The following is a 26669-nucleotide window of genomic DNA, read 5'->3' as shown; positions in this document are numbered from 1 at the left end:
ATATTCATCACCTAATTACTTGATATAATGGCAAGCATCATCAAAAAATTTGAAGTTACTTCGGGCAAGTCTTTCAAACTGAAAAAATATAAGACCGACCAACCCGGCGACATGAAAAAAGAGGAAGCGATCGCTGATCTGGCCGATTTTCAATCCGAGCTCAAGGAATACCAAGAGCGGCTGTATGCCGAAGATTCACAGAGTTTGCTCATCATCTTCCAGGCCATGGACGCGGCTGGCAAGGATGGGGCTATCGAGCATGTCATGAGCGGCGTGAACCCGCAGGGTTGTCAGGTGTTCAGCTTCAAGCAACCCACCAGCAACGATTACGAACATGACTTCCTGTGGCGGCATTACAAAGCATTGCCCGAACGGGGGCGCATCGGTATACACAACCGCTCGCATTATGAATATGTGCTGGCGTGCAAGGTACATCCCGAATATAACCTGGCCGAACGCATGCCCGGATACCGAACCGTGGAAAGTTTCGATTCGGCATTTTGGGAAGCGCGTTATGAAAGCATTCGGCAATTTGAAGCGCACCTTAGCCGGAATGGTACGAAGATCATCAAATTTTTCCTGCACGTCTCCAAAGACGAGCAGCGGGACCGCTTCCTCGACCGCATAGAAGACCCTTATAAAAACTGGAAATTTTCTTCTTCGGATGTCGAAGAGCGGGCGTATTGGGATAACTACATGAATGCCTTTGAAGCGGCCATTGCCGCTACCGCTACCGAGGCGTCTCCCTGGTACATCATCCCGGCGGATAAAAAATGGTTTGCACGGTATGCCGTAGGCAAGATCATTGTGGAGACCTTGGCGCAAATGGAACCGGAGTTTCCGGCGCTTCCTGAGGTGCAGCGAGTCAAGCTTGCGGAATACAAGGAGAAGCTTGAAAATGAATAAGATATAAAGTTAGGGATTAACGGTTAGAAGTGTTTTTCGTTTTTGCTGATGATCCCTTTATCCCAAACGATGTCTTTCTGCTGGATTTCACTGCGGATGGGGCAGTTTGGCATCCGGCAATACTGACAACAGGCTGGGATGCAGGGGTCGGCGTGGACAAACAACTCGGTATCGGCGTGCAGTTGCTCGTTGATCAGCGTGTCCACGGCCGATACCTCATCATGTACCCGATTAAGGTCATAATAGTTCGGCAGCGTCACGTGGCAATCGATGTGGAGTTCATGCCCGTACCGTTGTACACGCAGGTTATGCACATCGATCCAATCGTCTTTCCGATGTTTCTGTAGAATCGCTGCTATCTGTCCCACCAGCTGCATGTCCGATTCGTCCATCAATCCGGCAATCGATTTGCGCAGCAATTTGTAGCCAGTGTACAAGATATACAGTCCCAGTCCGATGGACAATGCCACATCAATCCACACCCATCCCGTGAAGTACATGAGCAGCAAACCCGTCAACAAGCCAGCCGTACTAAACGCATCGGTCTGCAAATGTTTGCCATCAGCATGCAAGGTGAGCGAATTCAATTGCCTGCTCGCCTTGATCATGCGGGTACCGAGGACCAAATTGACCACCCCCGTAAATGCGACAAGCCCGATACCCTCCAGCAGATTGCCGACGGTCTCCGGAAAGAAAATATTATAACCCGCTTTGCAGAGGATCAGCAATCCGGCAATAAAAATCAGTCCACCTTCGAGGAAAACCGAAAAAAATTCGACCTTCCCATGGCCATAGGGATGATTCTGGTCTTTGGGGCGTGCCGACAAATGGATGCTGTAATAGGCAAAGCCCGACGCCACCACATTGACAATACTCTCCATCGCATCGGTCAGTATCGCATTCGAATTGGTCAGCAGATACGCTGCAAACTTGGTGAGCATCAGCAGCATGCCAATAACCAACGCAAGAAGAATGATGTTTTTCTGTCTGTTCAAATCAATGCGTTTACGGTAATTGGCAAAGATAAGCAATTTGGATTACCGCTCAAGCCGCGGAGGCTTTTGGCCGCTATGCCGGCCGGGCATGACACTTTTTGATCGCAAAAAAGTAGGCAAAAACCGACCGAAGGGAGCTCATGAGCGCTGCTGAAAATAGACAAGAAGCGAATAAACTCCCCGCTGGAATCCGCTGCTATGGTCGGTAGTGCCTCCCAGTGCATACCGCAGCGTCTTCAAGGCGGGATTTTAAGGTGTACGGAGGGTTCCTGCGGCTAACCATAGGGATTCAGGTGGTTGCAGACGAAAACCTAGGAATTGGGAGCGAAGCGAACCGATTCCAGTTTCGGAGCAACTGCCTGAATCCCCTTTGAATTTTTAAACGCGGCTCGGTATTTTGTTTGCGAAATCCACAATTTTACCTAGTTTTGCCCACCATGAATACACCATCCATTCTCTCCGATAGGATCAATAACCTGTCTGAATCTGCTACCCTCAAAATGACCAAATTGGGTCGCGAATTGGCCGCTAAAGGCGTAAACGTGATTAGCCTGAGCGTAGGCGAGCCCGACTTTGATACACCCGAACATGTCAAGGCGGCGGCTAAACAGGCGCTCGACGACAACTTTACGCGCTACTCGCCCGTACCGGGGTATCCGGAACTGCGGAAAGCCATTGTCAATAAGCTGAAGAACGAAAACGGGCTGGATTATGACGTTTCTCAAATCGTGGTTTCCACGGGTGCGAAGCAGTCGCTTTCAAACACCATCCTCACATTGATCAATCCGGGCGATGAGGTGATCATCCCCACCCCTTATTGGGTATCTTATTCGGAGATGGTGACGCTGGCCGAAGGCAAATCGGTATTCATCAACACCACCATCGACAGCGATTTCAAGATCACTCCGGAAGAGTTGGAAGCGGTCATCACCCCGAAAAGCAAGTTATTCATGTTTTCCTCGCCGTGCAATCCCACAGGCAGCGTATATACCAAGGCTGAACTCGAGGGACTGGTGCGCGTGTTTGAAAAATATCCAGCTATTTACATCATTTCCGACGAAATCTATGAGCACATCAATTTCATCGGCAAGCATGAGTCCATCGCCCAATTTGAAAGCATCAAAGACCGTGTTGTTCTCATCAACGGCTTCTCTAAGGCATTCGCGATGACGGGATGGCGACTTGGCTACCTGGCCGCGAGCAAGGAGATCGCCACCGCAAATGATAAGCTCCAGGGACAGACCACCTCAGGTACCTGCTCGATCGCTCAGCGTGCGGGCATCGTAGCATTGGAGCAAGGGTTGGAGACGGTGTTGGACATGAAGGAAGCCTTTGCCCGGCGACGGGAACTGGTATACAATCTCCTAAAAGAGATACCCGGTGTGAAGACGAACCTGCCTCAGGGGGCGTTCTATTTCTTTCCTGACATCAGCTCATTCTTCGGCAAAAAAGACCCCCAGGGCCAGGTGATCAGGGACTCAGCCGATCTTGCGCTGTATCTATTAAACGAAGGGCATGTGGCCACCGTAGGCGGGGATTCGTTCGGCAACAATAACTATATCCGCCTCTCGTATGCGGCATCCGATGAGAGCCTCAGGGAAGCGCTGCGGCGGATAAAGGAAGCGCTGGGAAAATTGGCGTAACTATTTGCTCCGAATCGCTTCTACGGGATCAAGCCGGGCGGCCATGGCCGCCGGCACGATGCCGGCTATGAGGCCAATCAATGTGGATAATACGATGGTGAGGATCACCATTCCCACATTGACGATAATGGCCAGGTCAAAGATAAGCTTAACCAAAAACGTGAGTAAATACACGATGGAGAGGCCCATCAGTCCACCGATGATGCATAGCGCAATGGCTTCGATCAAAAATTGCGAGAGGATGAAATAATTCTTTGCGCCCAGCGACTTCTGGATACCGATGATATGCGTCCGTTCCTTGACCGAGACAAACATGATGTTGGCAATCCCGAAACCGCCCACCAATATGGAAAAGATACCAATGAAGCCCCCGGCGGTATTGATCACTTGAAACATGGAATCCAGTTGGGCCGTGATGATGGTTGTTTTATTGAGCGAAAAATCATCTTCTTCTTGAGGGCTGAGTCGATGGACGGATCGCATCACGCCACGCAATTCGCTTTCCGTTTCCTCCAGTGAGATGTTCGGGGATGCGCTCACGAGGATTGCCGGACCATATCTGCGGATATTTACCACATTACGTGCGAAATTCAGCGGTATCATCACGACATTGTCCATGGATACATCAAAGATCATCCCTTCTCCCTCCTCTTTGAACACACCGATGACCATAATTTTACGTCCCAATACCTGAATGGACTTACCGATGGGTTCTGTGCCGGGAAACAGCCCCTCAGCAATCGTAGCGCCGATAACCGCTACGTTGGTCCCGCGGTTTGATTCTGATTCGGTGAAGTAGCGGCCATCCACAATTTCGAGGTTCCGGATCGCATATAATTCGTGGGAGGTCGCCGTCACCGTTATTCCCGAAACGTTGTTGTTGAGGTATTGCGCGGTCCGGTCGCTGATGTCGATGGAAAAAGAAACGGCTTCTGCGGTGGTCATCCGTTCCTTCAGGGCCTCATAATCGCGGATATCGGGTTCGGGACGATTGACGTATTTCCACCAAGGGAAATCAGGGCCGCCATCCCAGGGCCATTTCATCACATAGACCGTCTTGCTTCCTAATTTCTCTACGCTGCTTTCCAGGTTGGCGCGCAGGGTATCCACCGCCGAAAACACGCCAATGATGATCAGAATACCGATCGTCACGCCCAGTAGCGATAACAATGTCCGCGTACGATTTTCGCGTAGCGCTGAAAACGCAAAACTAAAGCTCTCTCCGATTAATTTCAGGAATAACATCATATGCTATTAAGACGGATTATTGTCTTGTAAGTTACGAGCTAAGGTAAACTATTTTTCTCAATATAATGCAAAAATCGTCTACATGCCATATCAAATAATTTAGTAACTTTGCACGCTAATTTATACGTTGGGCATGTATTTTGTGCCGATATCTAAAATTTCTCATCAACAATGAAGCTATCACAATTTAAGTTCAATTTACCCGAATCCCTTATTGCATACGAGCCAACTGAAAACCGCGACGAATCCAGATTGATGGTGCTCGACCGTAAAACCGGTAAAATCGAACATAAAATATTCAGAGAGGTCTTGGATTACTTCGATGACAAGGACGTGATGATCCTCAACAATACCAAGGTGTTTCCTGCGCGGATGTATGGCAATAAGGAAAAGACCGGGGCCACCATTGAAGTATTCCTGCTGCGTGAATTGAATAAAGAGTTGAGGCTGTGGGATGTATTGGTAGATCCAGCCCGGAAAATTCGCGTGGGCAATAAGCTGTATTTCGGTGATGACGACCTATTGGTCGCCGAAGTCGTGGACAATACCACTTCCCGGGGCCGCACCATCCGCTTCCTCTTTGACGGTACGGATGAAGAGTTCCGTCGTAACATCGAGATACTCGGCGAAACACCGCTTCCGAAATACATCAAGCGCAAAGCCACCCCCGAAGATAAGTTTCGCTACCAAACCATCTTCGCCAAGCACGAGGGCGCAGTAGCGGCACCTACCGCCGGACTGCACTTCAGCCGCGAACTCATGAAACGATTGGAACTGAAAGGCGTGGAATTTGCGGAGGTGACCCTTCATGTAGGATTAGGCACCTTTCGCCAAGTCGAAGTGGAAGACCTGACCAAGCATAAAATGGACTCTGAGCAGTTCATTATCCCCGACGAGGCTGCCAAAGTGGTCAACAAGGCCATTGACGCCAAAAGACGGGTATGTGCCGTCGGCACGACCTCTATGCGGGCCATTGAATCTTCGGTGTCCGCAGATCGGCACCTCAAGCCGGCCAACGAATGGACGAGCAAGTTCATCTATCCGCCTTACGATTTCAGTATTGCCAATAGCATGATCACTAATTTTCACACACCCGAATCGACCTTATTGGTGATGATCGCCGCGTTTGGCGGGTATGAAAACGTGATGAACGCCTACGAAGTGGCCGTTAAAGAAAAATACCGGTTTTACAGTTACGGCGACGCGATGCTAATCATTTAGCCCCGCCTCCAAAATGAACTACGCCATCATCGTTGCCGGGGGCACGGGGAGTCGCATGAACAGGGATACGCCGAAGCAATTTCTGCTCCTGAACGATACCCCCATCCTGATGCACGCGATCCGCGCTTTCCATCGATGCGAAAGTGCGCCCCGGATCATCGTGGTATTGCCCAGGGAGATGAGTAGCCGCTGGACAGCCCTTTGCGATACCTACAGGTTCGATATCCCGCATATGCTCGTTGCCAGCGGGAAAAGCCGGTTTGGAAGCGTAAAGAACGGTATAGCGGCGATCAAGGCTGAACAAACCGATTTATCCAGCAGCCTCATTGCGATACATGACGCCGCACGGCCGCTGATCACGCCAGCCTTGATAGACCTCACATATGAGCAGGCATCACGCACAGGCGCCGCCGCATTGGCCATACGAAGCACCAACTCGGTCCGGCTGGTGAGTGGCAATGGCTTGAAAAACAATGCGCACCGCCGAGAAAACGTTTACCTCATGCAAACCCCTCAGACGTTCAACGGTTTGGTCCTGGCCAGTGCCTATGAGCAGCCTGAGCAGGAAGCCTTCACGGATGACGCATCGGTGGTCGAAACAAATGGGTATCCCATCTCACTGGTAGATGGCGATACCCATAATATCAAAATCACCTTTCCCGAAGATCTACGTATAGCAGAAATACTTTGGGGAATAACGAATTTAGGCGGCGCTTCTGATGACGCGCAATAAAATGGCGATGATGGCGATGACCAGTAAGACGTGGATAATCCCGCCGGTAACATATCCCCCAAAAAAACTGATCGCCCATATGATAACCAAAATCACGGCGATGATATAAAGCAAATTTCCCATAACTGTATAAGGTTAATGATTAACAATTACTTATACCGAGTACAACACGCGCTGCTGGAAAATGTTTTGGATGGGGTGGGAAGTTTCAGCCGATATCCAACACGAGGCCATCGTAGGCCAGGTGGATCCCCTCGGGCAACTCCTTTTCGATGTCGTCATGCAAGCCGAGCCGGTGACTGATATGCGTGAAATAGGTATCCTCGGCACCGATGCGCTGGGCAAAGGCGATAGCTTCATCCAAGGTAAAGTGTGATATATGTGATTCGCGCTGCAGGGCGTTGACCACCAAGGTTTTCGTCCCGATGATCTTGTGGATCTCGGTATCGTGCACGGTTTTCGCATCGGTAATATAGGTAAAATCACCGATCCGAAACCCCAGTACGGGCATCATATAGTGCATCACTTCAATGGGGACGACTTCCATGTCAAATAGCCCGAACGGGGCTGAAGTGATCTCGTGCAGCTCCAGTTGCGGAACCCCCGGATATTTCTTGGCACTGAACGCATAGTAGAACTCCCGCCGCAGCGCTTCATGCACCTCCATGGTGCCATAGATATCGATGGCCTCCCCTTGTTGGCGGTTAAATGCGCGCACGTCATCCAATCCGGCCACGTGGTCTTTGTGGGAATGGGTAAACAGGATGGCATCTAAATGGGTAACGTGTTCACGGAGCATCTGGCACCTGAAATCCGGTCCCGTATCGATGATGATGTTTCGCCCCCCTACCTGTATCAATACCGACGATCGCAAGCGGTTATCTTTAACGTTGACAGAAGTACACACCGCACAATCACAGGCGATCACCGGGATGCCTTGGGATGTTCCTGTTCCTAAAAATCGTATGGTCAAATCGTTAGCTTCGTTTGTTTGATACTTCGTAAAAACTGCTTCTGCTTGTCGTCGAGCATCCCGCTGTCCGTCGGCATGTCCCGCAGTAAGCCCATGAGCGCGTTGATTTTCATCTCTAAGTTGGAAAACCGATTGACCACCACTATCCTGCTGCTTTGCAAGAGGCAAGCTCCCGTCTTGAAATTTCCTTTTTCATACCGCACCTTGTATCCCAGGTCCTTCAGCAGGGCTTCCAGTTTATCCAAGCTATGTGTTGTATTGGGTAACAATGGCGTCTATGCTTTTGGTGTGCCAAAATACGATTCATCCGATGAAATCGCAAAAGTGTTTTATCCACAATCCCTTAGCCGCGGGCAAGGACCACCCGCTTCCAAAAATCCTGTATAAAACCCAGTCCATAAGCCACCAACTGGACAAACGAGGCCACCACACTTAGCCCTGCCACCGGGAGGCTGCGCGTCTTGATCCATGCGTGAACAAAAATGAGCAGGGTGTAAACGAGCAGTATCGTATTGCCTATGAGGGTGATTGGTGGTCGGTGGCTGGTGACAACCATCGCCCATAGGTTCAGCACCAGTAGGACAAGCAGAAAGCACACGAAAGCCGCCGGAAAAAAATGTACCGCTTTGAGCTCATCGGGAAAATGTTTGTAGATATTAATGCGGGCACGGCCGAAAAAATGCAATTGCTTGTAAAACTGCCCAAAATCTGTCCGCCGCTTATGGTATACCACGGCTTCGGGGATCAACCCGATCGCGAAGCCCGCCGCTTGAATGCGGATGCTATATTCAATATCTTCGCCGAGGCGGGTGAGCTTAAACCCGCCAACCTGCTCCCATGCCGTACGGGATACCCCCATGTTGAAGCTGCGGGGGTGAAACGTGCCGATATGCTGCTTATTGCCGCGTATGCCGCCCGTGGTGAATGGGGAAGTCATGGCATAACTGATGGCTTTCTGCGTAGGGCTGAACGACTCGTGTGCGGCATCGGGACCGCCATAGGCAGCCAACGGCGTGGTCTCCAAAAATCGGGAGACACGCGTCAGGTAGTCCGGCGGTATTAAACAATCGGAATCAAATATCACAAAATAATTCCCGCTGGCCCGCTCGAAACCGAAGTTGCGGGTAAATCCCTGCCCTTCGTTCGGTTTGAAATAATAATGGACATCAAGCCGGTCCCGATAGCGTTCTACGACGGCACGCGCATCACGGGTGGAACCATCTTCGATGACCAATACTTCAAAAGCGGTATACGTCTGGTGCGTAAGGCTCTCCAGCAGCTCGTCAATCTCCTGCGGGCGGTTATAAAGCGGAATGATGATCGAGAAGAAATAGTTCAAATCACTTTATCTATCTGGTAATTATTGCGATCAGTGCTGTTACGAGATACCAACTCGGCGATAAAGCCCGTAAGGAACAATTGCGTGCCGATGACGATCGCGATCAGCGCAAAGAAAAATAGCGGCTGGTCCGTCACGTTACGGTAGGGACTTTCATTGGCGATGCTGATGAGCTTCTCGGCAATCAGCCAAATGGCGATGACAAACCCGGCCAGAAAGCTCAACACCCCCATGGTTCCGAAGAAATGCATCGGGCGTTTTCCGAATTTGCCGACAAAAAATATAGACAGCAAATCGAGGAACCCTTTGATAAACCGTCCGGGACCAAACTTGGTCTTGCCATACTTGCGGGGATAATGCTGCACTACCTGCTCGTCGATACGCTTAAATCCGGCCCACTTGGCGAGTACGGGGATATACCGATGCATTTCGCCGTATACTTCAATGCTTTTGACCACCTCCTTCTTATAGGCTTTCAAGCCGCAATTGAAATCATGGAGGTTGTGGATACCCGACATCGACCGTGTCACTGAATTAAAGACCTTGGTCGGGATGGTCTTGCTTGGCGGATCGTAACGTTGCTTCTTCCAACCCGACACCAAATCGAAATCTTCCTGGATGATCCGCCTATACAGTTCCGGAATCTCATCGGGACTATCCTGTAAGTCGGCGTCCATCGTGATGATCACATCGCCCTGCGCGGCGGCAAACCCCACGTTGAGGGCCGCCGACTTGCCGTGGTTGCGCCTGAATTTCACGCCAGTAATCTTTGGGTTCATGGCCTTGAGCCCTTCGATCACCATCCACGACTCGTCTGTACTGCCGTCATCCACCAAAATGATCTCATAGCTGAGCTGATGCTCATCCAACACGCGCCTAATCCAAGCCGCAAGTTCGGGCAGGGATTCGGCTTCGTTATATAAGGGAACGACAACAGAAATATCCATATTGATCAATCATGCAAGGCTGCAAACTTAGCTAAATCGCATGATATATCGGCTATTCTTCCTCAGCCGGGGCAAATATGGGCGGATTGCGCTTAAATATAGCGGCGAAGATCAACGCCCCGATGAAATAGATAATCGCGGCAATTGCTAATCCCTGAAGCAAATCCATGAATCCGGGATTGACCTGGCTTTCTATACGCTTTTCCGCATCTGCTATCATTTTATCGATCTGCTCCTGATCAGAGGTAAAGGCTTCGGCCATCTGCGTAGTGGCATTTAAGGTCGCTTCCCGCATCATATTCGCATAGTTAGGCTCTATCCATTTCGCAAAAATGGTGGTGAAGATCGTATAGACCACGATCTGCACAAAAAACATCAGAAAGATATGGCCTAATGCCGTGCGGAAAGACCAATAACCGCCGATCTTCTTGCGGAGGTCAAGCGTGAAATAGACTGCCAAGCCGATGCCGATCGCGATGCCTACGAAGCCGAATGCGGGACTGGCCAATGTGGTGGGTGACGCATAATAGACCAATAGAAAAATGATGATGTTGATGACCGCCCAGATAAGGCCATTGCTGATCGCCGCTTTCTTGGCGTCGGTGTGTTCTTCCGTGTTTAGATTTGTTGCCATGGTTCTGTATTTTAGGGTTAATGATTATAAGCAATTAATAAGCGGTACACGGCGGTGTCAAAAGCCGGATTTGGGCTCTCGCGCGTATACTCAGCCAGATCCTGCGCAGTGGGCTGTTGTTCGTAAAAGAAGCCCATCATCGCGTAGAACAATTCGGCCAGCTCCTGGGTATCAGGGATCTTAACGGCCACCGCCGCGATCTCATCGTATGAGCTGTCTGCCAATAACTGATTGGCAATCATCGGTTCATATATTCGGTGCTCATCCTGAAATTCATCTTCGTCCACCAGCAAAAACTCCTTCAGGTAATCACCGAGCTGGGGTTCGATCTCCTCGTCCATGCACTCCCGCAAATAGAGCAACAGGTTCAGCAATTCGGTTCCCCGGTCAATGGTTTGTTCTTCTATCGCGTCCCATTCCGCTGATTCGAGGTAATCCCCTTCCAGCTTTTCGACATCGGCGGCAAAGAAATTCATCAGCAGCAAATCAAAAACGACCTCGCGCAACTCCTCAACACCGGGATAGTCGTCAAAAGCGGCATCCATGCGCGACACCTTTTCGAGATAGGGAATATCCTGTTCAAAGACATCCTCCAATAGCGGCAACAGCGCACCGGTATCAAGTTGCGCGATGTCGCCATACGTCTGTAGGCTGGCCTCAAGGGCGCTGTGCACGTGGTGGTTCATATTATCGGAGTGTGTTTATGATTTGACGTTTATTGATTACCATTGTTACCTGACCTTCCAGGTCCTGGCCGAACAACGGACTGTTGCTGGATTTCGAGCGATTGGTGTGTCGATCGAACCGCCATTTCCTGGCGATGTCAAACACGACGAAATTGGCTTCCGCCTGCTCTTCGAGTACAGGGATGGGCAGTCCGAGTATGCGCCTTGGCGCGAGGGCCAGCTTGTCCACGAACAACTCCACCGGCAGTCCCGCTTGCAACACGAGCGGCAATACCGTTTGCAGCCCAATGATCCCATCGGCGGCAATCTGGTACTCCACATTCTTAAATTCGATTTCATGCGGGGTATGCTGGGATACGATGGCATCGATCGTGCCGTCCTTCAGCCCCTTGCGCAATGCCTTTACATCGACTTTGGTACGCAACGGCGGACTCATTTTGTAGTTGCTGTCAAAACCGGCTATCAGCTCATCGGTCATGACCAAATGGTGTGCCGCTACGTCACACGTTACGCGGATGCCTTTGGTTTTTGCTCTCCGGATCAGCTCAACGCTTTCGGCAGTACTGATCGTCGTGAAATGAATAGGTGCTTCATTGTATTCGGCCAAATAGAGGTCGCGGGCCACCATTAGCGCTTCGGCAAGGTTGGGGTTGCCTTTCATGCCGAGGTATGTGCTGGTAACCCCCTCATTCATCTTCGCCCCAGCAGCGACCGAAGCATCTTCGGGATAGGACAGGATCACCCCGTCAAACCCCTTGCTGTAAAGCAGTGCCCTGCTCATCAGTCCCGCCTGCTGCACCGCCTTATTGCCATCGCCAAAGGCGATCGCCCCCGCCTGCTTCATATCGTATAACTCCGCCAATTCCTCTCCCTTGCGGTACTTGCTGATCGCGCCGACCGGATACACCTCGACAGGCAAGGGTCTCGCCCGATTCACAATCAATGCGACCTCCGACCGGCTATGCACCGGTGGATGGGTATTGGGGTGCGTAGCGACACCCGTGAATCCGCCGGCTACAGCCGCCGCACATCCCGACAGGATATCCTCTTTGGTCTCCAGGCCGGGCTCACCGAAATTGACGTTCATATCAAAAAAACCGGGAGCAAGGTACTGCCCTTTTGCCTCAAAAACTGCCGTGTTGCTGTCAACGTCAATTCGGGTAGCAATCTGAGCGATTATCCCATTTTCCACCAAGATATCAACTTCTTTATTATAGAAGGGCGTGTCGGGGAAAACAACTTTGGCGGCTTTGATCAGTACGTTATCCATGGATATAAAAAGGGAAAAAGGCGTTAAATGGAATTGGAAAGCTGATTTTCAATGGATTTATGGCAGTATGCGCATTCATTAAAAAACAAAAGTACAAAATCAACAGGAATGATAACTGTTTATTTTGAAATATTCACGTACCCCACTCGTATCCGCCAACTTCCAGTCCGGCCAACGCCAGCACCCGATCGACCACCGTAGCTGCTAATCCATCAAAATCTGCGGGTAGGCTATAAAATGAGGGGCTTGCCGGACAAATAACGCCCCCGGCTTCGGTGATAGTGACCATATTACGCAAATGGATCAAACTAAGCGGTGTTTCGCGGGGCACCAGGATAAGCTTGCGCCGTTCCTTCAGGATGACATCCGCCGCTCGTGTCGTTAAATCGGACGATGTGCCACTCGCAATGCGCGCCAGCGTACCCATGGAGCATGGGCATACGATCATGGTATCAAACTTAGCCGACCCCGAAGCAAAAGGCGCATAGAAGTCACGCTTATCGTACAGGGTAAACGGATAGTTCGTATACGCTTCGTTTTTCAGCTCGAACTTCCAAACATCCTTGGCGTTATCCGACATCACCACGGCTACTGTCTCCAGCTGCCCCCGCAAGGACAACAGCTTGTCCAGCAATACCTTGGCATAAATGGAGCCACTGGCCCCGGTAATCGCTACGATGATTTTCGTTGGTTTCATGCACAATAGTCGTGGTCAAACATAACCAAAATGCTTGGCATAAAAAAAGCCGAAGCGACATCCGCTGGCTTTTCCTCGCGAGCCGCACGGATCATCTCGACCGTATTTCCTTGCGCATAAAGGAAATATAGGACAATGCGAAACAAACCACCGTAGCCGCAATCAACCCGGTCAGCTGTGGCCATACGATCATCAGGCTTTGGCCCAACGGCAAGGGATTGGGAATGGCTCCATAGGTTTGTTCGATGGATAAAGGACCTAAGCTTCGTACGGCCGGCATCAGCAATGTGGTGGTCGCATCGCTATACAACTGGCTGGGCACTACCCGCATCAGGTTGAGGACAACCTGCTGATAGCCGATCAACTGTTGAGGCGAGGCCAATTCTCCGGGCATCATTGCCCGTGCAACCAGGTTGACGATCAACTGATAAAACACCGTAAAAAATAACCAGACGGCGATGGCCGTGAGCGCCGAAGTGGCGGCCTGCCTAAACCGTATGGATAAAAACACCGACAAATTGAGCCAAAATGCCACATACAATACGCTCAGCAATAAGAAGCACACGACACGCAAAAACTCCTCGGCCGTCGGCGGGATGCCGATGATGAGTATGCCCAAACCCATGACCAAGAAGCCCAAGGAGAAGAACATGACGCTGATTACGGCAAGTGCGGCCGTAAACTTGGCGTTTATCAGGTAATCACGATGAATGGGCTGGGCCATGATGCGGCTCAACGTACCGGAATTTTGTTCTGAATTAATGGCGTCAAAACCCAGACCGATGCCCAGCAACGGACCAAGGAAGCCAATAAAGACATGAAACGGAGGCAACGAGCCATCCGACAGGGTAAACAACTTCAAAAAGAAAAACGGATCGTCGGCATCATTGGTTTTTGCCGTTTCGCCGGTGAGGTTGGTAATCGAGGTATAGAGCGACCCGAAACAGGTCAGCAAAATCAGAAACAGCAATACATTGAAGCGCCAGCTGCGCACGTGGTCGGATACTTCCTTCTGCACGATCACCCAAAAAGGATGTGTAACCGCATGCATCCGGCGTTCCCTGATCATTGCCATCGAACGATTAGCCGTATCGGCCAGCTTGATTACCCATGGCAGGCCTTTCAAGTGGCGGACAGTATTATGCAGTTTTTCCATATACGTCACCTCCTTCAAAATACTTGGTATAGATGTCATCAAGGCCATATACTTTCATGCGCAAATGGGTCAGTCCAACCCCCGAAGCAACGATCGTACGGGCTACCGCGGCCGTCATGTCCTGCGTGCTGCCGATGAGGAATTTGCCGCCATCATACTGTACGGCGACCACGTGATCCAAGCCGCGCAGTTGTGCGGTCAGTCGATCAATACCTATCGCGTGCTCTCCGCCTGCGCCAATATCGACATCCGCTTCGACGATGTACGGCTCTCGATCCGAAAACAAGGCCTTGGACAATTCCGCCAGATTTCCCTGCGCGAGCAACTTTCCGGCCACGAATATCCCCACGCGGTCGCACACCTGCTGCACCTGGTGCAGGTGGTGTGACGAAAGCAATACGGTGATCTGCTCCTCCCGGCTGAGGGCAACGATCAAGTCCAGAAACTCACGCACGCCGATGGGGTCGATGCCGAGTGTCGGCTCATCCAAAATGATCACTTCCGGATGCTTCACCAATACATCGGCGAGCCCCAGGCGCTGGCGCATGCCACGCGAATAGTTGCCCGCTTTTTTTTCCGCCGCGTCATTCAATCCGACACGCTGAAGAAGCGCATCAACACGGCGCTCCGCTTCTGCCCAGGATAGGCGGTTGAGCCGCGCCGTATACAACAGGTTTTCGCGGCCACTCAACTGATCGTAGAAGCCCACATCATCCGGCAGGTATCCTACACGCCGCTTCACCGCAATGGGATTAACGGTGGCATCCAAGCCGCACACCCTCACCTCACCCCCACTGGGTTCAGTAAGGCCCAGCATCATCAGGATCGTCGTCGACTTGCCGGCACCGTTCGGACCAAGAAGGCCAAAGATCTCCCCTTTCGAAATGGAAAGATCGAGGTGGTCTACCGCTACGAAATCGCCATAGCGTTTGGTCAGTCCGTTAAGATCGATAATGGATCGGTCCATGGATTACCTCCTTCCGTATTTGCGGAACAAATAATATACTCCCCCCAACGCACCCAGAATGATCATCATGCCCAGCCATCCCCACAGTAAGGGGGTGCGGACAGATATCCGGAAAGCGGCCGTGGACGATTTCTCTGCTGTCTTCGCTTCCAAATTAGCCACATAATCACCGGCAACGGACTTTCCGCTGGCCCTGATCGTTGCAAAAACCTGCGCGTGTTGCCCAGGGGCAATGACATCTAGCTTACTCGGTGCAAACTCAACCGTCCAGTCTACCGGAACCGCAGACTTCAACTCGACGTTCTTCAGCGGCGCCGACCCTGTGTTTTTCACCATCAACTCGACCTTCTTATGACCACCCGCAGTGACGGTGGTGTTCAATTTGCCCGAGGGCGTGGTCAGCTCCAGGTTATAGGAACCAGTGATGACTACCTCCAGCTCCAGATTGGACGACATCCCGCTAGTGGAAGCGGCCACGGGTATCTTATACTTGCCGGCGCCTAGGTGATCCGGCGGATCCAGCTCGATGGTGATGTTCTGGGTTTGATTGGGACCCACATTTACCGAGGACACCTGCTTGCCGTTTGCCCTGAAAAGCACATTCCATCCTTGCGGAACCTGGGCCCTCAACCCATAGACCTGCTCCTCGCTGGATGGATTCCGGAGCGTGGAATTGAACGTGAAGTTGGTGTTGGCTGCGCCTTCCATGTTGGCCTGGTCGGTATTGAATTCCGATTTGAAGGAGCCCTGCTCGGATATGACCACCGTCAGCGGGAGTTGGCTGAGCCCCTTGGCAACTAACTGGAAACGGTAAGTACCCTTGTTTACCTTGTAGGGAATCTGTACCTTAAAGGAAAAATTCTTCTTTTCCCTGGGCAGTACCGAGATCTGCTCGACCGTCCACCCGCCCGACTTCAGTTCGTAAGACCAACCCTCGGGCAGGCCGACAACGGCAATCTCCGCATTTTTCACGCCGGCGCCATTGTTGATGACGTCAACAGAATAATCAATGGATTCACCCGGTGGAACAGAAATTTTGGTGTACGGGGTATAGAGCGTAACACCTTGTGCTAAAGAAGTTTGTTGGATTCCGCTGATCGGAACCACTCCGCAAAAAGATAAAAATAAAACGATAATAGGTAAAGAATGAGCACGTGCTAACATAAAAAAATTGTATTAATTTAGAAATGATAAACAGTACGTGCGCAAAATTATAAATTCATGAAATTTTCAAAAAAACATTTTACATTTTTTAACATTTGGAAGGGAAAATAAAAAAAGGGCCGAATAATTGAATATTCGACCCTACATCTACCTATGAAAAACATGCCCTTTGGGAGGGCATTACAAAAGTACATCTATAAATGAGGAAACAAAATAAATAAAATGTTAAAAAACATTTTTGTAGATGTAATACTACAAGAAATGAACAATTCATGCAGGTTTGATATTTTTTTAGTTAATTCGTCCCTGTGAATTGTTGAATTACCCAAACTGGAGATATGAGCCTTAGTTTATTGGAAGAATACATCGAAACAGGCAATACGCTTGCCATCGATGATTTGTTGAATGGAACCCCAACCCTGAGCAAACAAAAAACAAGTCATGATATTTCGCCCCTCTTGTTGGCCTGCTATTATAACAAACCCCAAATTGTAAAAGTATTGCTGAAACACATCGATGAACTCACCATCCACGAAGCAGCCGCTGCTAACCTGCTGGAACAGGTGCAGGCGATGATTGAAGACCATCCTGATTCGTTGGACGAGGTTTCGGACCATGGTTTCACACCGCTGGGCATGGCCACCCATTTTGGGCATGAAGACATTGTGCGGTTCTTGCTCGCGAAAGGGGCAGATCCGAATATTCAATCTCAAAATGGGTATAGCGTTTATCCTCTCCATGCCGCCATCGGATCGGGGTTCGATGGCATCGCCAAGATGCTCATTGAAGCGGGAGCCGAGGTGAATGTTTTTCAAGCGTCGCGCACGAGTCCGCTGCACGTGGCCTCCCAAAACGGGAATATCGATCTGATCATCCTGCTGCTGGAAAACGGTGCATTGGTAGACATTAAAAATGACATGGGCAAAACGGCGGCCGACCTGGCAGCCGAGAAGGGACATGCCGAAATCGCTACGATCCTGAAGGTCTAAGCATCCCAAGTACGGTGGCGCATGCGCTTGATGTAATTCCGAAAGTCTAGCACCACCCCTGCCAAAAAATAAAAGATAATCGGAAAACCCACGGCGAGGAAGGATGTATAGATAAAGAATAAGCGGAGCTTGGATATCGAAATGCCCAAGCGCTCACCGATGTACGTGCATACGCCAAACGAGCGCTGCTCAAAGAACCAAAGTATTCGCTTAATCATCATCATCGCGTTTAATCAATTGCAGCCCTATACCACAATCCAAGCATTTCTTCTTGTCGCAATAGGACACCTTCATGTGTAACAATGCCTGCGACTCAGCCGCTTGCCGCGCCCGGACACCCAAAGCGGAAAAACGCCTCAAAACCGCATTATCTTCCGCTTTCAGACGCTCTAATAGGGCTATAGCTCGGTAAATATACACTTCTTTGTCAACATATTTCCCATAAGCAAATAAAATACCAGTAATGGTATTGATCAGCAAAATATCGATGGATTGCTTGCCCAATTGACCGCTATGCCGGGAAGAAAGCGCATCAAACCGGTAGTGATGGTGCCAATAAGAATGCACCGGCAATGCCTCAAACAGCGGCTTTATGCTCCCGATATCGCCGGCATCAATGATCGCGGAAAATAGCCTGACGGATCGTAAACAAAGTGCCGCAAACTGCGCAATGCGCAGTGTAGGAAAATTATTCGGACGCGTACGCATGAACTTCCACGTGGCCGCATCCATTGGCTGGAGCGAGTGGAGTTGCCGTAAGTGACGGTATTCCCGTTGCAATAGCTGCGGATATTCATCGCCGAAGGTGACCTCCTCCAATAGGCCTGCCTGCCCGAAAAAAAGTGCCTCTACCGATAAGGGGCTGTGCTGGTGCTTCGCTACAAGCGCTAGCGGCAGACTGCGGGCGAGCTGCTCAAACGCCTGACCATTCACCTTAAGTCCGAAGCTACGCGCCATCCATACGTAGCAGGTCTCTTCCCAATTGCCCCGCTGCTGGTCCAGCAGTTCAAAAATGGTGGATACGCGCTGCTCAAAACGCTCGATCAACAACCGGGACAACCACTGGGATACCTGGAACGAAGGCACCGAGTGGACGAGCCGCTCGCACGGTATCCAATATCGGTCGCCCATGAGTTCACGGTATCGCGGCAGGACCTGCGGCGGGATCAGTGGCTGCAATTCCAGCGTTTCGGGCAAGGTGCCGTCTTCGCGGATGATGGCCTTGTTATATTCGTATACCACATGCAGTATCACATTGTTGTATGCCCTATCCAAGTGGTGCCGGTGCATATCCCAATCGGAAGCCCTAACGTGGATCTCCACATTCCCCGCCCAATCGGTCTCCTCTATCCGCAGGCGTGCGGCAAGAAAATCAGGTCCGGCGTCCGGGTTATGCACCCCTGGATCCAAGACCGAAAGCGCTTTGCCGGATACCGTCCGGATATCGCGGCCATGGTACAAGCGGTACTTCCAAATAAAATGCAATATATCTTCTGGCAAGGTCATCCCTCACGGTATTAGGTACATGATACACCAAAGATAGGCGTTTGATCAATAATAATCAAACCAAGATACCACATCGGTGTGGCTCAGCGCTGATTTAGCATATTGGTCGTAGTCACGTACCACTTCGCCGCTTTCCATCTGGATAAGCCGCGTACCGTAGCGAAGCGCCTCGGCGATGTTGTGGGTCACCAGTAAGGCCGTAAGGCCATTTTCGCGGATGATCCGATCGGCGATTTCCATCACCTCCCGGGCGGACCGCGGATCCAATGCCGCAGAAGGTTCATCCAGCAGCAGGATATCCACACCAGCCATGACCGTCATCAGCAAGGTGAGTGCCTGCCGCTGTCCGCCGCTCAGCGTGCCCATGGGTTGGGTAAGCTGCTGTTCGAGCCCCATGCCGAGGGTGGCCACCTTCTCCGCGACGGATTGCCTGAATTTTGTATCCATTCCCAATATCATCCGTTTAGGTGACCGGCGCAAGGCAGCCATCCGGAAGTTATCCAGGATGCTCAACGAGGCTGCGGTGCCCACCAAAGGGTTTTGAAAGACACGCCCGATCCACGGGCTGCGCCGGTAATCGGGCATCCGCTGGATTTCCCTGTCCTTCAACAGCACCTTGCCGCTGTCGGCAGGCAGGCTGCCCGCAATGAGGTTGAGCAGCGTGCTTTTGCCCGAACCATTGGCACCGACCAGCACGGTGTAGCTCCCCGCCGCAAGCTGAAGTGTCACGTTCCTCACGGCGGCCACTTCCGTGGCTTTGCCGGCATTAAATACCTTGGTTATCTGTTGCAGCTGTAACATGTCGTTATCGTATATTCAGCGCTTGCTGACCTGCAAAAAGCCGCCTACACGGGGCAACGCCACGATGATCAGCACCAAGAGCGCCGTCGTCAATTTCAGCAGGTTGGCATCTATCCCTACGCGGAGGGCGGTAGCCAGTATAGATTGAAAAATGATTGCGCCCAAGAGTACACAACCCAGCATCAGCGGAATCGCGCGGACGCTCAGAAAATTGATCAGCGTATCGCCGATGATGACCGCACCCAAGCCACTGATGACAATACCGATGCCCATGTTGATGTCGGTAAATCCTTGGAATTGGGCCATCAAGGACCCGCTCCAGGCGACCAGCGCATTGGCTATTGCCAAACCAAATACCTTCATCCGCGCAGTGTTGACCCCCTGGGCCCTGATCATGGGTTCGCTGTCGCCAGTGGCCCGCATGGCGATGCCAAAGTCGCTGCGCAACAGGTAACTCATCCCCAAAAACAAAACGGCAACCAGTGCCAGCAGCATCAGCAGCGTATTATAATCTGCATGGGCAAATGCGCTGAACACCGTAAATAGATCTCGAAACCCCATCAAGGGCATATTGGACCGTCCCAGCAGCACGAGGTTGACGGAATAGAGCGCCGTCATGACCAGTATACCGGCCAAGAGCGCATGGATGCGCAACCGGGTATGGATCCATGCCGTGCAGCTTCCTGCCACGGCACCGCCCAACATGGCCAACAACAAGGTCACGAACGGCGGGTAGCCGTTGGATAGCCCTACGGCCGTAATGACGGCCCCAAGCGTATAACTGCCATCCGTGGTGATATCGGGAATATTGAATATCTTCATCGAGAGAAACAACCCGATGACCAACGGCCCGAAGCATTGTGCCTGAATGATTGCCGCGACGTAAAAATCCATTAGCTAGTGTGATAATAAACTTCCAACCGGTCTTCGCCGATCACCTGCCTATCTGTCGGCACGGCATGCAACAATGGCGCTGCAATGCCCGAGCCCCACGCATCTTGTGATGTCAGTACACGGGCTTCATCCCATAATCCCGCTTCAACAAAAAGATCCAACGTTTTACGTCCGCCTTCTACGATGAGCGACTGCACATCCATCAAATAAAGCTGGTAGGCGATTTTCTGCGGCAAATACCAGTCAAAATCTTCCAACTCGATGTACTTGATGTTGCCTGCCCAATCCGATTTGGATGCATTGAAGACAATGGTCTCGGCACTTGTATCTAACACCTTGGCGGTGGCCTGTACGGCGAGTTGCTTATCTACCAGCACCCGCTTGGGATTTCTCCCCTGCCACTCCCGCACCGTGAGCTGCGGATCATCGGCCAACGCCGTGTTGGTCCCGATCAGTACTGCATCCTCCTCGCTCCGCCAGCGGTGCACCAGCTGTTTGGCCACGGCACCGGTGATCCACCGTTGCGTACCATCCGTAGGCGCCATGTAGCCATCGGCTGTCTGGGCCCACTTGAGAATAATGTAGGGGCGCTGATGCTTCACCCGGGTGATAAACCGGCGGTTCAGCCAGCGCGCCTCTTTGGCCAATACTCCTTCGGTGACTTCGATTCCGGATTCTTCCAATATCCGGATTCCCTGACCGTTGACCTGCTCGAATGGATCGCGGCACGCGATGACCACCCTCCCGATGCCATATTCGGCAAGGAGCCGCGCGCAAGAAGGTGTCTTGCCGACATGCGCACAGGGTTCCAGACTTACATACATCGTTGCCTTTCGCAACAGCTCGTCCGCCTGATCGCCATACCGGCTGAGCACCTCCTCTACCACCAACGCTTCGGCATGCGGACCGCCATATCTGCGATGGTAATTTTCGGCGATGATACGCCCATCGTGAACCAACACCGCGCCAACCATGGGATTCGGGCTTACCGATCCGATTCCCAAGCGGGCCAATCCGAGACAGCGCCTGATGTATTGCTCGTGCTCCTGCATGATGCAAACTTAATTAAAATCCTGTATGTTTGTGCTTATGCAACCCGCAGCGACCATCGAACAGCAGTTTGTAGACGAGTTGGCATCGTTATACGATGCCAATGAGGCCCGGCAGCTTTATATGCTATTGCTAGAAGATCGACTGGGGTGGACAAAGCGTGATTACCTGATCCGCAGAAACGAACCACTGGGTGAGCGGCATATCAACTGGCTTATCGATGCATTATTTTTGTTGAAAGAAGCAAAACCCGTCCAATACCTACTCGGATACGCTTGGTTTATGGGCATGAAGCTTGCCGTTGATGAAGCTGTGCTGATTCCACGGCCCGAAACCGAGGAGCTCGTCCACCTCATTATCCGTCAACACCAATCACGGAATACTCCCTTGCGCATCATCGATATCGGCACGGGCAGCGGCTGCATCGCCATTGCATTAAAGAAGTCGTTTCCGGATGCTGCTATCTACGGATTGGACATTTCGGCAGCAGCCCTGCACGTGGCAAAACAGAATGCCAAGCGCCAATCGGCAGACATCGCATTCATCCAGGCGGACATACTGGAGTGGGATGCGGTTTTCCAAGAAGACATGCTATTTGACATCGTGGTCAGTAATCCGCCCTATATTACTGAGGCCGAACGACACGATATGCATGGGAATGTGCTGGCCCACGAGCCGCACCTCGCACTGTTTGTAGACGGTCCCGCTCCCCTATTGTTTTATGAGCATATCGCCGCGTTCGCGATGAAACACTTGCGACCGGACGGGGATCTCTATTTCGAGATTAACCGCCTCTACGGGGAGGATACGTGCGACCTCCTGCGCAAAAAGGGTTTTCCACACGTGGCACTGCACCGGGACATGCAGGGGGCCGATCGCATGGTGCACGCAACCAAGCATAATCACTAACCGCTATATCACATGATGAACAATGTATTAACCACGGTGCTGATCGCCTCTACGGCCACTTTGTTTGCGTGCAGCGGCACCAAGAAAGCAGACCTGATCGTGCATAACGCCGTCGTGTACACGGTCGATTCTGCCTTTACCACCGCCGAGGCATTCGCCGTGCGCGATGGCGAATTCGTCGCCGTGGGCACGAATGATGAGATTCTTTCGGCTTACCAAGCGGAGGAGGTCATTGATGCACAGGGACTGCCGGTGTATCCCGGATTTTATGATGCCCACGCCCATTTTTTTGGCTTCGCGCAGACATTCAGCCAAGCGGATTTGACCGGTGCAACCTCATTTGACGAGATCATCGATCGCCTCAAGGCATTCAGGGCCAAGAATCCCGATATGCCCTGGCTGCGGGGCCGCGGATGGGATCAGAACCTTTGGGAGACCAAGACGTTTCCCGATCGAATGCTATTGGATGAGGCGTTTCCAGATATTCCGGTATACCTCGTACGCGTGGACGGACACGCGGCCCTAGCCAACGGCAAAGCATTGGCATTGGCCGGAATCAATGGGCCAATGGCCATTGAAGGTGGATTGGTAGAAGTAAAAGACGGGCGCCCCACCGGCATCTTAGTAGATAATGCCATGGGCAGCATTTCTTCGGTCATCCCTCCTACCACCGCCGCGGATCTGGCACATCTGCTGCAAAGCGCAGAGACCGCTTGTGTGGCAACAGGCCTCACCACCGTGAGCGATGCCGGCGTGGGGCGTTCTGAGATCGGACTGTTAGACAGCCTATATAAAGCCGAGCAACTTCATATCCGTAACCACGCCATGGTTCGGCTTTCGCCTGAAAACCTAGACTACTACCTCAAAGAAGGACCCTATGTGAGTGACCGCTTCACCGTCCGCTCGTTCAAGATCATGGCCGACGGGGCGCTTGGCTCGCGCGGGGCCTGCCTGCTCCAACCCTACTCCGATGGTCCGAGATCTGGATTTCTGCTGTTGACACACCAAGACCTCGATTCGGCGCTGGCACGCCTGGCAGAAAGCCCGTTTCAGGTCTGCACCCATGCCATCGGCGACTCGGCCAACCGGGTCGTACTGGACTACTATGGTAAGTACCTTAATGGAAAAAATGACCGCCGTTGGCGGATAGAGCATGTGCAGGTAGTGGCCCCGAGCGACTTTGAAAAATTCAATCGATATGACATTATCCCTTCAGTACAGCCAACACACGCTACCTCAGACATGCGCTGGGCGGTAGACCGGCTCGGTCCCGAACGCATCAAGGGTGCCTACGCCTATCAGCAGCTTCTTGACCAAAGCGGCTTATTAGCGCTTGGGAGTGATTTCCCCGTCGAAGGCATCAATCCGCTATGGGGCTTCCACGCCGCCGTTGCGCGTGTAGACCAAAACGGCTATCCTCCCGGCGGCTTCCAACCGGAGAACACGATAGACCGCGAGTCCGCCCTGCGCGGCATGACCATATGGGCCGCTTACAGCTTTTTTGAAGAGACCGAACGCGGCAGCATCGAGGTGGGGAAAAAAGCCGATTTTGTCCGGCTGGAGCAGGACATCATGACCGCTCCCATGGAAACATTGCGTGATATCGCCGTATTGCAGACCGTTATTGCAGGGGAAACCGTTTTCAAAAAAAGCAACGAATAATCTTAATCTCTGAAATCAAGCCGATTAACGAATAGCGAAAATTATCTTCAATTTATTTTGGACGATACTACCGATAATCCTATCTTTGCACCACTTTCCAAAAGCGGAAAGCGCTCTTGAAAAGGATGATTCCGTAGCTCAGCTGGTAGAGCAATACACTTTTAATGTATGGGTCCTGGGTTCGAATCCCAGCGGGATCACACCGAAAGTCGTTCTAGTAAAATAGAGCGGCTTTTTTCGTTTTCTGTTGTCGGTTTGATATTTTGCTATACGTGTTCCAGCTTCTTCAACACTTCCTGTTCCGCGATGGTTATTAAAATCTGTTGCTGTAAAACCCGGATCGACAGCGTTCACCCTAAAGGCCGTATCGCGCAATTCATAAGCCAAAACAATCGTATACATATTGAGTGCTGCTTTTGACGGAGGGTAAATAGCCCCTTTATGGTGATAATATTTCCAGGTAGGATCGCTGCTTAAGGTGAGCGAGCATCCGCCGGACGACACATTCACGATACGTGGTTCTGATGACTTTCTTAATAGATCTATAAATGCCTGGGTAACCCTTACCACTCCGTAAACATTGACATTAAATACCTCGTTCATAACAGTAATATCTGAGTCAAGTGCTGTTTGTGGCAATCCGCCATTGATGCCAGCATTATTGATCAGGGCGTCCAGCACGTTGGTTTTCTTACCTATTTCGGCTCGTGCTGCGTTTACCGATTCCTGATCACTGACATCGATCTGTATGGCTTCCACTTCATTCAAGCCTTCAGCCTTCAACTTTTCTACTGCCTCCTGACCATTCTTCAAATCACGGCTTCCTAAATAAACATAATAACTCTTTTGCAATAGCTGGCGTGCGGTTTCAAAGCCAATACTTTTATTAGCTCCTGTGATTAGTGCCTTCTTCATTTTTTTAATATTTTGACTAACAATACGACAAAGGTCAACAGATCCCTTCCGTCCCTTGTAGCCTAATTGAGAATTGTAGTAGCCGAAATGAGAATTCGGTATGCGGATTTTTTAAAAAAATGTCAAAAACTTTGCGCAGTTAAATGACTGCATGTATATTTGCAGTCAAATAGCTGCATTAATGGAATTAAGGAGAGACGTATTTCAAGCCATAGCCGACCCTACCCGCAGGGCGATCATTGCATTGGTTGCGCTTCAGGCGATGACGCCCAGTGCAATAGCTGAAAATTTTGACTCGTCCAGACAAACGATTTCCAAGCACATACAAATCCTTACTGAATGTCAAATACTTGCGCAAGAACAAAACGGAAGGGAAATATACTACCATTTAAATCCTCAAAAGATAAAGGAAATAGCCGACTTTATTGAGCCGTTTCGCCAACTGTGGGATGATCGGTTTAATCAATTGGAAACGATCATGAAAACATATAAACCAGCTAAATAGCATTATGGGGCAAAAGACCAAAATACTTGCCGAAGACGGCAAGCAGGAGTTGATGATCATAAGGGAATTTGATTTGCCTGTGGAATTGCTTTTTAAGGCATATGTAGTGCCTGAAATTGTGGAGCAATGGATGGGGACGAGTGTGCTAAAGCTGGAAAATAAAAAGCACGGCGGTTGGCAATTTGAAACAACGGATCCTCAAGGAAACAAACATGGATTCAACGGGGTGATCCATGAGTTTGTGCCGGACCGGAAAATCATCCGGACGTTTGAAATGGAGCATACACCTTTTGAAGCCCAGCTTGAGTTTTTAGAATTTGAAAGACTTACCGACGACACCAGCAAACTCACGATGCACATCGTATACCGAACAGTGGCCCTCAGAGACCAAATGCTACGGTTGCCCTTTGCTCAGGGCATCAACATGGCGCATAACCGTTTGCAGGAAATCGTAAGTAAACTAAAATAATACATCATGAAAAAGCGGAATAAAATTATCTATTGGATTGCGACCATTTGGTTGGCATTAGGCATGTTATCGACCGGGATCGTGCAATTGATCAAACTGAAAGAGGAAGTGGATGTGATGAATCAACTGGGTTATCCGGTCTATTTCTTAACCATACTCGGTGTTTGGAAAATCTTAGGGGTGGTAGCGGTGCTTATCCCTAAATTTCCGTTAGTAAAGGAATGGGCTTATGCTGGCTTTTTCTTTGCGATGTCGGGAGCGATACTTTCGCATTTAGCCAGCGGAGATGAGACTATACATTTTCTCGGGCCAACATTATTGCTCATCCTGACGGTGGTATCGTGGTATTTCAGGCCGGCCGACCGAAAAATGAGTTCTGTTAATTAATCA

29 protein-coding genes, 1 tRNA gene and 1 pseudogene are annotated in these 26669 nt (G+C 50.9%); 11 read left to right on the top strand and 20 right to left on the bottom strand.

Features of this window, described 5'->3' with window-relative positions:
- Nucleotides 1–27: 27 nt before the first annotated feature.
- Nucleotides 28–906, top strand: coding sequence for a PPK2 family polyphosphate kinase (locus tag ACMGDE_RS18350; protein ID WP_436834286.1), 879 nt, complete (start codon nucleotides 28–30; stop codon nucleotides 904–906).
- Nucleotides 907–929: 23 nt separating this feature from the next.
- On the opposite strand, the gene ACMGDE_RS18345 is transcribed toward ACMGDE_RS18350, so the two are convergent.
- Nucleotides 930–1901 carry a cation diffusion facilitator family transporter gene (locus ACMGDE_RS18345; RefSeq protein WP_436834285.1) on the bottom strand — a complete coding sequence of 324 codons (972 nt, stop codon included), beginning with the start codon at nucleotides 1899–1901 and terminating at the stop codon, nucleotides 930–932.
- 437 nt (nucleotides 1902–2338) lie between these two features.
- Here ACMGDE_RS18345 and ACMGDE_RS18340 point away from each other — a divergent pair, with 437 nt between their 5' ends.
- The gene (locus tag ACMGDE_RS18340; protein ID WP_436834284.1) at nucleotides 2339–3544 is read left to right on the top strand and encodes a pyridoxal phosphate-dependent aminotransferase; all 1206 of its coding nucleotides are present in this window, start codon (nucleotides 2339–2341) and stop codon (nucleotides 3542–3544) included.
- On the opposite strand, the gene ACMGDE_RS18335 is transcribed toward ACMGDE_RS18340, so the two are convergent.
- Nucleotides 3545–4789: an ABC transporter permease gene (locus ACMGDE_RS18335; RefSeq protein ID WP_436834283.1), complete on the bottom strand. Its 1245-nt coding sequence runs from the start codon at nucleotides 4787–4789 to the stop codon at nucleotides 3545–3547.
- 174 nt (nucleotides 4790–4963) lie between these two features.
- Between ACMGDE_RS18335 and queA the strand changes: the two genes are divergently transcribed.
- Both queA and ACMGDE_RS18325 read left to right on the top strand, forming a co-directional pair.
- Nucleotides 4964–6013, top strand: a complete 1050-nt coding sequence (gene queA / locus ACMGDE_RS18330; RefSeq protein ID WP_436834282.1) for a tRNA preQ1(34) S-adenosylmethionine ribosyltransferase-isomerase QueA — start codon at nucleotides 4964–4966, stop codon at nucleotides 6011–6013.
- 13 nt (nucleotides 6014–6026) lie between these two features.
- A complete protein-coding gene (locus tag ACMGDE_RS18325; protein WP_436834281.1) occupies nucleotides 6027–6746 on the top strand; it encodes a 2-C-methyl-D-erythritol 4-phosphate cytidylyltransferase in 720 nt (239 codons plus the stop codon).
- Here ACMGDE_RS18325 and ACMGDE_RS18320 read toward each other — a convergent pair.
- From ACMGDE_RS18320 to ACMGDE_RS18265, 12 genes are all read right to left on the bottom strand, one after another.
- Nucleotides 6717–6869, bottom strand: coding sequence for a lmo0937 family membrane protein (locus tag ACMGDE_RS18320; protein ID WP_436834280.1), 153 nt, complete (start codon nucleotides 6867–6869; stop codon nucleotides 6717–6719). The genes ACMGDE_RS18325 and ACMGDE_RS18320 overlap by 30 nt on opposite strands.
- 85 nt (nucleotides 6870–6954) lie before the next feature.
- Nucleotides 6955–7719 (bottom strand): MBL fold metallo-hydrolase, encoded by a 765-nt coding sequence (locus tag ACMGDE_RS18315; protein WP_436834279.1) that lies wholly within the window; start codon nucleotides 7717–7719, stop codon nucleotides 6955–6957.
- The gene (locus ACMGDE_RS18310; RefSeq protein WP_436834278.1) at nucleotides 7716–7964 is read right to left on the bottom strand and encodes a hypothetical protein; all 249 of its coding nucleotides are present in this window, start codon (nucleotides 7962–7964) and stop codon (nucleotides 7716–7718) included. Before ACMGDE_RS18310 ends, ACMGDE_RS18315 begins: the two co-directional genes overlap by 4 nt.
- Nucleotides 7965–8062: 98 nt before the next feature.
- Nucleotides 8063–9058: a glycosyltransferase gene (locus tag ACMGDE_RS18305; protein ID WP_436834277.1), complete on the bottom strand. Its 996-nt coding sequence runs from the start codon at nucleotides 9056–9058 to the stop codon at nucleotides 8063–8065.
- Nucleotides 9055–10005, bottom strand: a complete 951-nt coding sequence (locus tag ACMGDE_RS18300; RefSeq protein ID WP_436834276.1) for a glycosyltransferase family 2 protein — start codon at nucleotides 10003–10005, stop codon at nucleotides 9055–9057. Before ACMGDE_RS18300 ends, ACMGDE_RS18305 begins: the two co-directional genes overlap by 4 nt.
- 52 nt (nucleotides 10006–10057) lie before the next feature.
- Nucleotides 10058–10639, bottom strand: coding sequence for a DUF4199 domain-containing protein (locus ACMGDE_RS18295; protein ID WP_436834275.1), 582 nt, complete (start codon nucleotides 10637–10639; stop codon nucleotides 10058–10060).
- 17 nt (nucleotides 10640–10656) lie between these two features.
- Complete coding sequence (locus ACMGDE_RS18290; RefSeq protein WP_436834274.1) at nucleotides 10657–11325, bottom strand: hypothetical protein; 669 nt, start codon at nucleotides 11323–11325, stop codon at nucleotides 10657–10659.
- 1 nt (nucleotide 11326) lies between these two features.
- Entirely contained in the window at nucleotides 11327–12595 is a 1269-nt protein-coding gene (locus ACMGDE_RS18285) for a dihydroorotase (protein ID WP_436834273.1), read from the bottom strand.
- 133 nt (nucleotides 12596–12728) lie between these two features.
- Nucleotides 12729–13292 carry a UbiX family flavin prenyltransferase gene (locus tag ACMGDE_RS18280; protein ID WP_436834272.1) on the bottom strand — a complete coding sequence of 188 codons (564 nt, stop codon included), beginning with the start codon at nucleotides 13290–13292 and terminating at the stop codon, nucleotides 12729–12731.
- Nucleotides 13293–13383: 91 nt separating this feature from the next.
- Nucleotides 13384–14448, bottom strand: coding sequence for an ABC transporter permease (locus ACMGDE_RS18275; protein WP_436834271.1), 1065 nt, complete (start codon nucleotides 14446–14448; stop codon nucleotides 13384–13386).
- The gene (locus ACMGDE_RS18270) at nucleotides 14432–15415 is read right to left on the bottom strand and encodes an ABC transporter ATP-binding protein (protein WP_436834270.1); all 984 of its coding nucleotides are present in this window, start codon (nucleotides 15413–15415) and stop codon (nucleotides 14432–14434) included. The genes ACMGDE_RS18275 and ACMGDE_RS18270 overlap by 17 nt, the downstream gene beginning before the upstream one ends.
- 3 nt (nucleotides 15416–15418) lie before the next feature.
- A complete protein-coding gene (locus ACMGDE_RS18265; RefSeq protein ID WP_436834269.1) occupies nucleotides 15419–16522 on the bottom strand; it encodes a COG1470 family protein in 1104 nt (367 codons plus the stop codon).
- Nucleotides 16523–16917: 395 nt separating this feature from the next.
- On the opposite strand from ACMGDE_RS18265, the gene ACMGDE_RS18260 reads away from it, so the two are divergent.
- Entirely contained in the window at nucleotides 16918–17568 is a 651-nt protein-coding gene (locus ACMGDE_RS18260) for an ankyrin repeat domain-containing protein (RefSeq protein WP_436834268.1), read from the top strand.
- On the opposite strand, the gene ACMGDE_RS18255 is transcribed toward ACMGDE_RS18260, so the two are convergent.
- The 5 genes from ACMGDE_RS18255 to ribD are packed head-to-tail and all read right to left on the bottom strand — an operon-like array spanning nucleotide 17565 to nucleotide 21821.
- Nucleotides 17565–17786 (bottom strand): PspC domain-containing protein, encoded by a 222-nt coding sequence (locus tag ACMGDE_RS18255; protein WP_436834267.1) that lies wholly within the window; start codon nucleotides 17784–17786, stop codon nucleotides 17565–17567. The genes ACMGDE_RS18260 and ACMGDE_RS18255 overlap by 4 nt on opposite strands.
- Nucleotides 17779–19074, bottom strand: a complete 1296-nt coding sequence (locus tag ACMGDE_RS18250; protein WP_436834266.1) for a DUF2851 family protein — start codon at nucleotides 19072–19074, stop codon at nucleotides 17779–17781. The genes ACMGDE_RS18255 and ACMGDE_RS18250 overlap by 8 nt, the downstream gene beginning before the upstream one ends.
- Before the next feature lie 45 nt (nucleotides 19075–19119).
- Nucleotides 19120–19875, bottom strand: coding sequence for an ABC transporter ATP-binding protein (locus ACMGDE_RS18245; RefSeq protein WP_436834265.1), 756 nt, complete (start codon nucleotides 19873–19875; stop codon nucleotides 19120–19122).
- Nucleotides 19876–19890: 15 nt separating this feature from the next.
- A complete protein-coding gene (locus tag ACMGDE_RS18240; RefSeq protein WP_436834264.1) occupies nucleotides 19891–20769 on the bottom strand; it encodes an ABC transporter permease in 879 nt (292 codons plus the stop codon).
- A complete protein-coding gene (gene ribD / locus ACMGDE_RS18235) occupies nucleotides 20769–21821 on the bottom strand; it encodes a bifunctional diaminohydroxyphosphoribosylaminopyrimidine deaminase/5-amino-6-(5-phosphoribosylamino)uracil reductase RibD (RefSeq protein ID WP_436834263.1) in 1053 nt (350 codons plus the stop codon). Before ribD ends, ACMGDE_RS18240 begins: the two co-directional genes overlap by 1 nt.
- A gap of 25 nt (nucleotides 21822–21846) precedes the next feature.
- Between ribD and prmC the strand changes: the two genes are divergently transcribed.
- The 3 genes from prmC to ACMGDE_RS18220 all read left to right on the top strand — a co-directional run bounded on the left by prmC (nucleotide 21847) and on the right by ACMGDE_RS18220 (nucleotide 24590).
- Nucleotides 21847–22728, top strand: a complete 882-nt coding sequence (gene prmC / locus ACMGDE_RS18230) for a peptide chain release factor N(5)-glutamine methyltransferase (protein ID WP_436834262.1) — start codon at nucleotides 21847–21849, stop codon at nucleotides 22726–22728.
- Nucleotides 22729–22743: 15 nt separating this feature from the next.
- The gene (locus ACMGDE_RS18225; protein WP_436834261.1) at nucleotides 22744–24390 is read left to right on the top strand and encodes an amidohydrolase; all 1647 of its coding nucleotides are present in this window, start codon (nucleotides 22744–22746) and stop codon (nucleotides 24388–24390) included.
- 127 nt (nucleotides 24391–24517) lie between these two features.
- A tRNA-Lys gene (locus ACMGDE_RS18220) sits at nucleotides 24518–24590 on the top strand.
- Nucleotides 24591–24705: 115 nt separating this feature from the next.
- Here ACMGDE_RS18220 and ACMGDE_RS18215 read toward each other — a convergent pair.
- Nucleotides 24706–25305: pseudogene (locus ACMGDE_RS18215) on the bottom strand (SDR family NAD(P)-dependent oxidoreductase); the annotation flags it as partial.
- Between the two features lie 181 nt (nucleotides 25306–25486).
- Between ACMGDE_RS18215 and ACMGDE_RS18210 the strand changes: the two are divergent.
- From ACMGDE_RS18210 to ACMGDE_RS18200, 3 genes are read left to right on the top strand one after another with little or no spacing between them, the layout of a single operon-like run.
- Nucleotides 25487–25810 (top strand): ArsR/SmtB family transcription factor, encoded by a 324-nt coding sequence (locus tag ACMGDE_RS18210; RefSeq protein WP_436834260.1) that lies wholly within the window; start codon nucleotides 25487–25489, stop codon nucleotides 25808–25810.
- Between the two features lie 4 nt (nucleotides 25811–25814).
- Nucleotides 25815–26279: an SRPBCC domain-containing protein gene (locus ACMGDE_RS18205; RefSeq protein ID WP_436834259.1), complete on the top strand. Its 465-nt coding sequence runs from the start codon at nucleotides 25815–25817 to the stop codon at nucleotides 26277–26279.
- Nucleotides 26280–26285: 6 nt separating this feature from the next.
- Nucleotides 26286–26666 (top strand): DoxX family protein, encoded by a 381-nt coding sequence (locus ACMGDE_RS18200; protein ID WP_436834258.1) that lies wholly within the window; start codon nucleotides 26286–26288, stop codon nucleotides 26664–26666.
- Nucleotides 26667–26669 lie beyond the last annotated feature (3 nt).

Source organism: Parapedobacter brassicae (assembly GCF_051400755.1).
Lineage (GTDB): Bacteria > Bacteroidota > Bacteroidia > Sphingobacteriales > Sphingobacteriaceae > Parapedobacter.
The sequence above is the reverse complement of the archived record's forward strand: the minus strand, read 5'-3'. Positions and strand labels throughout refer to the sequence as shown.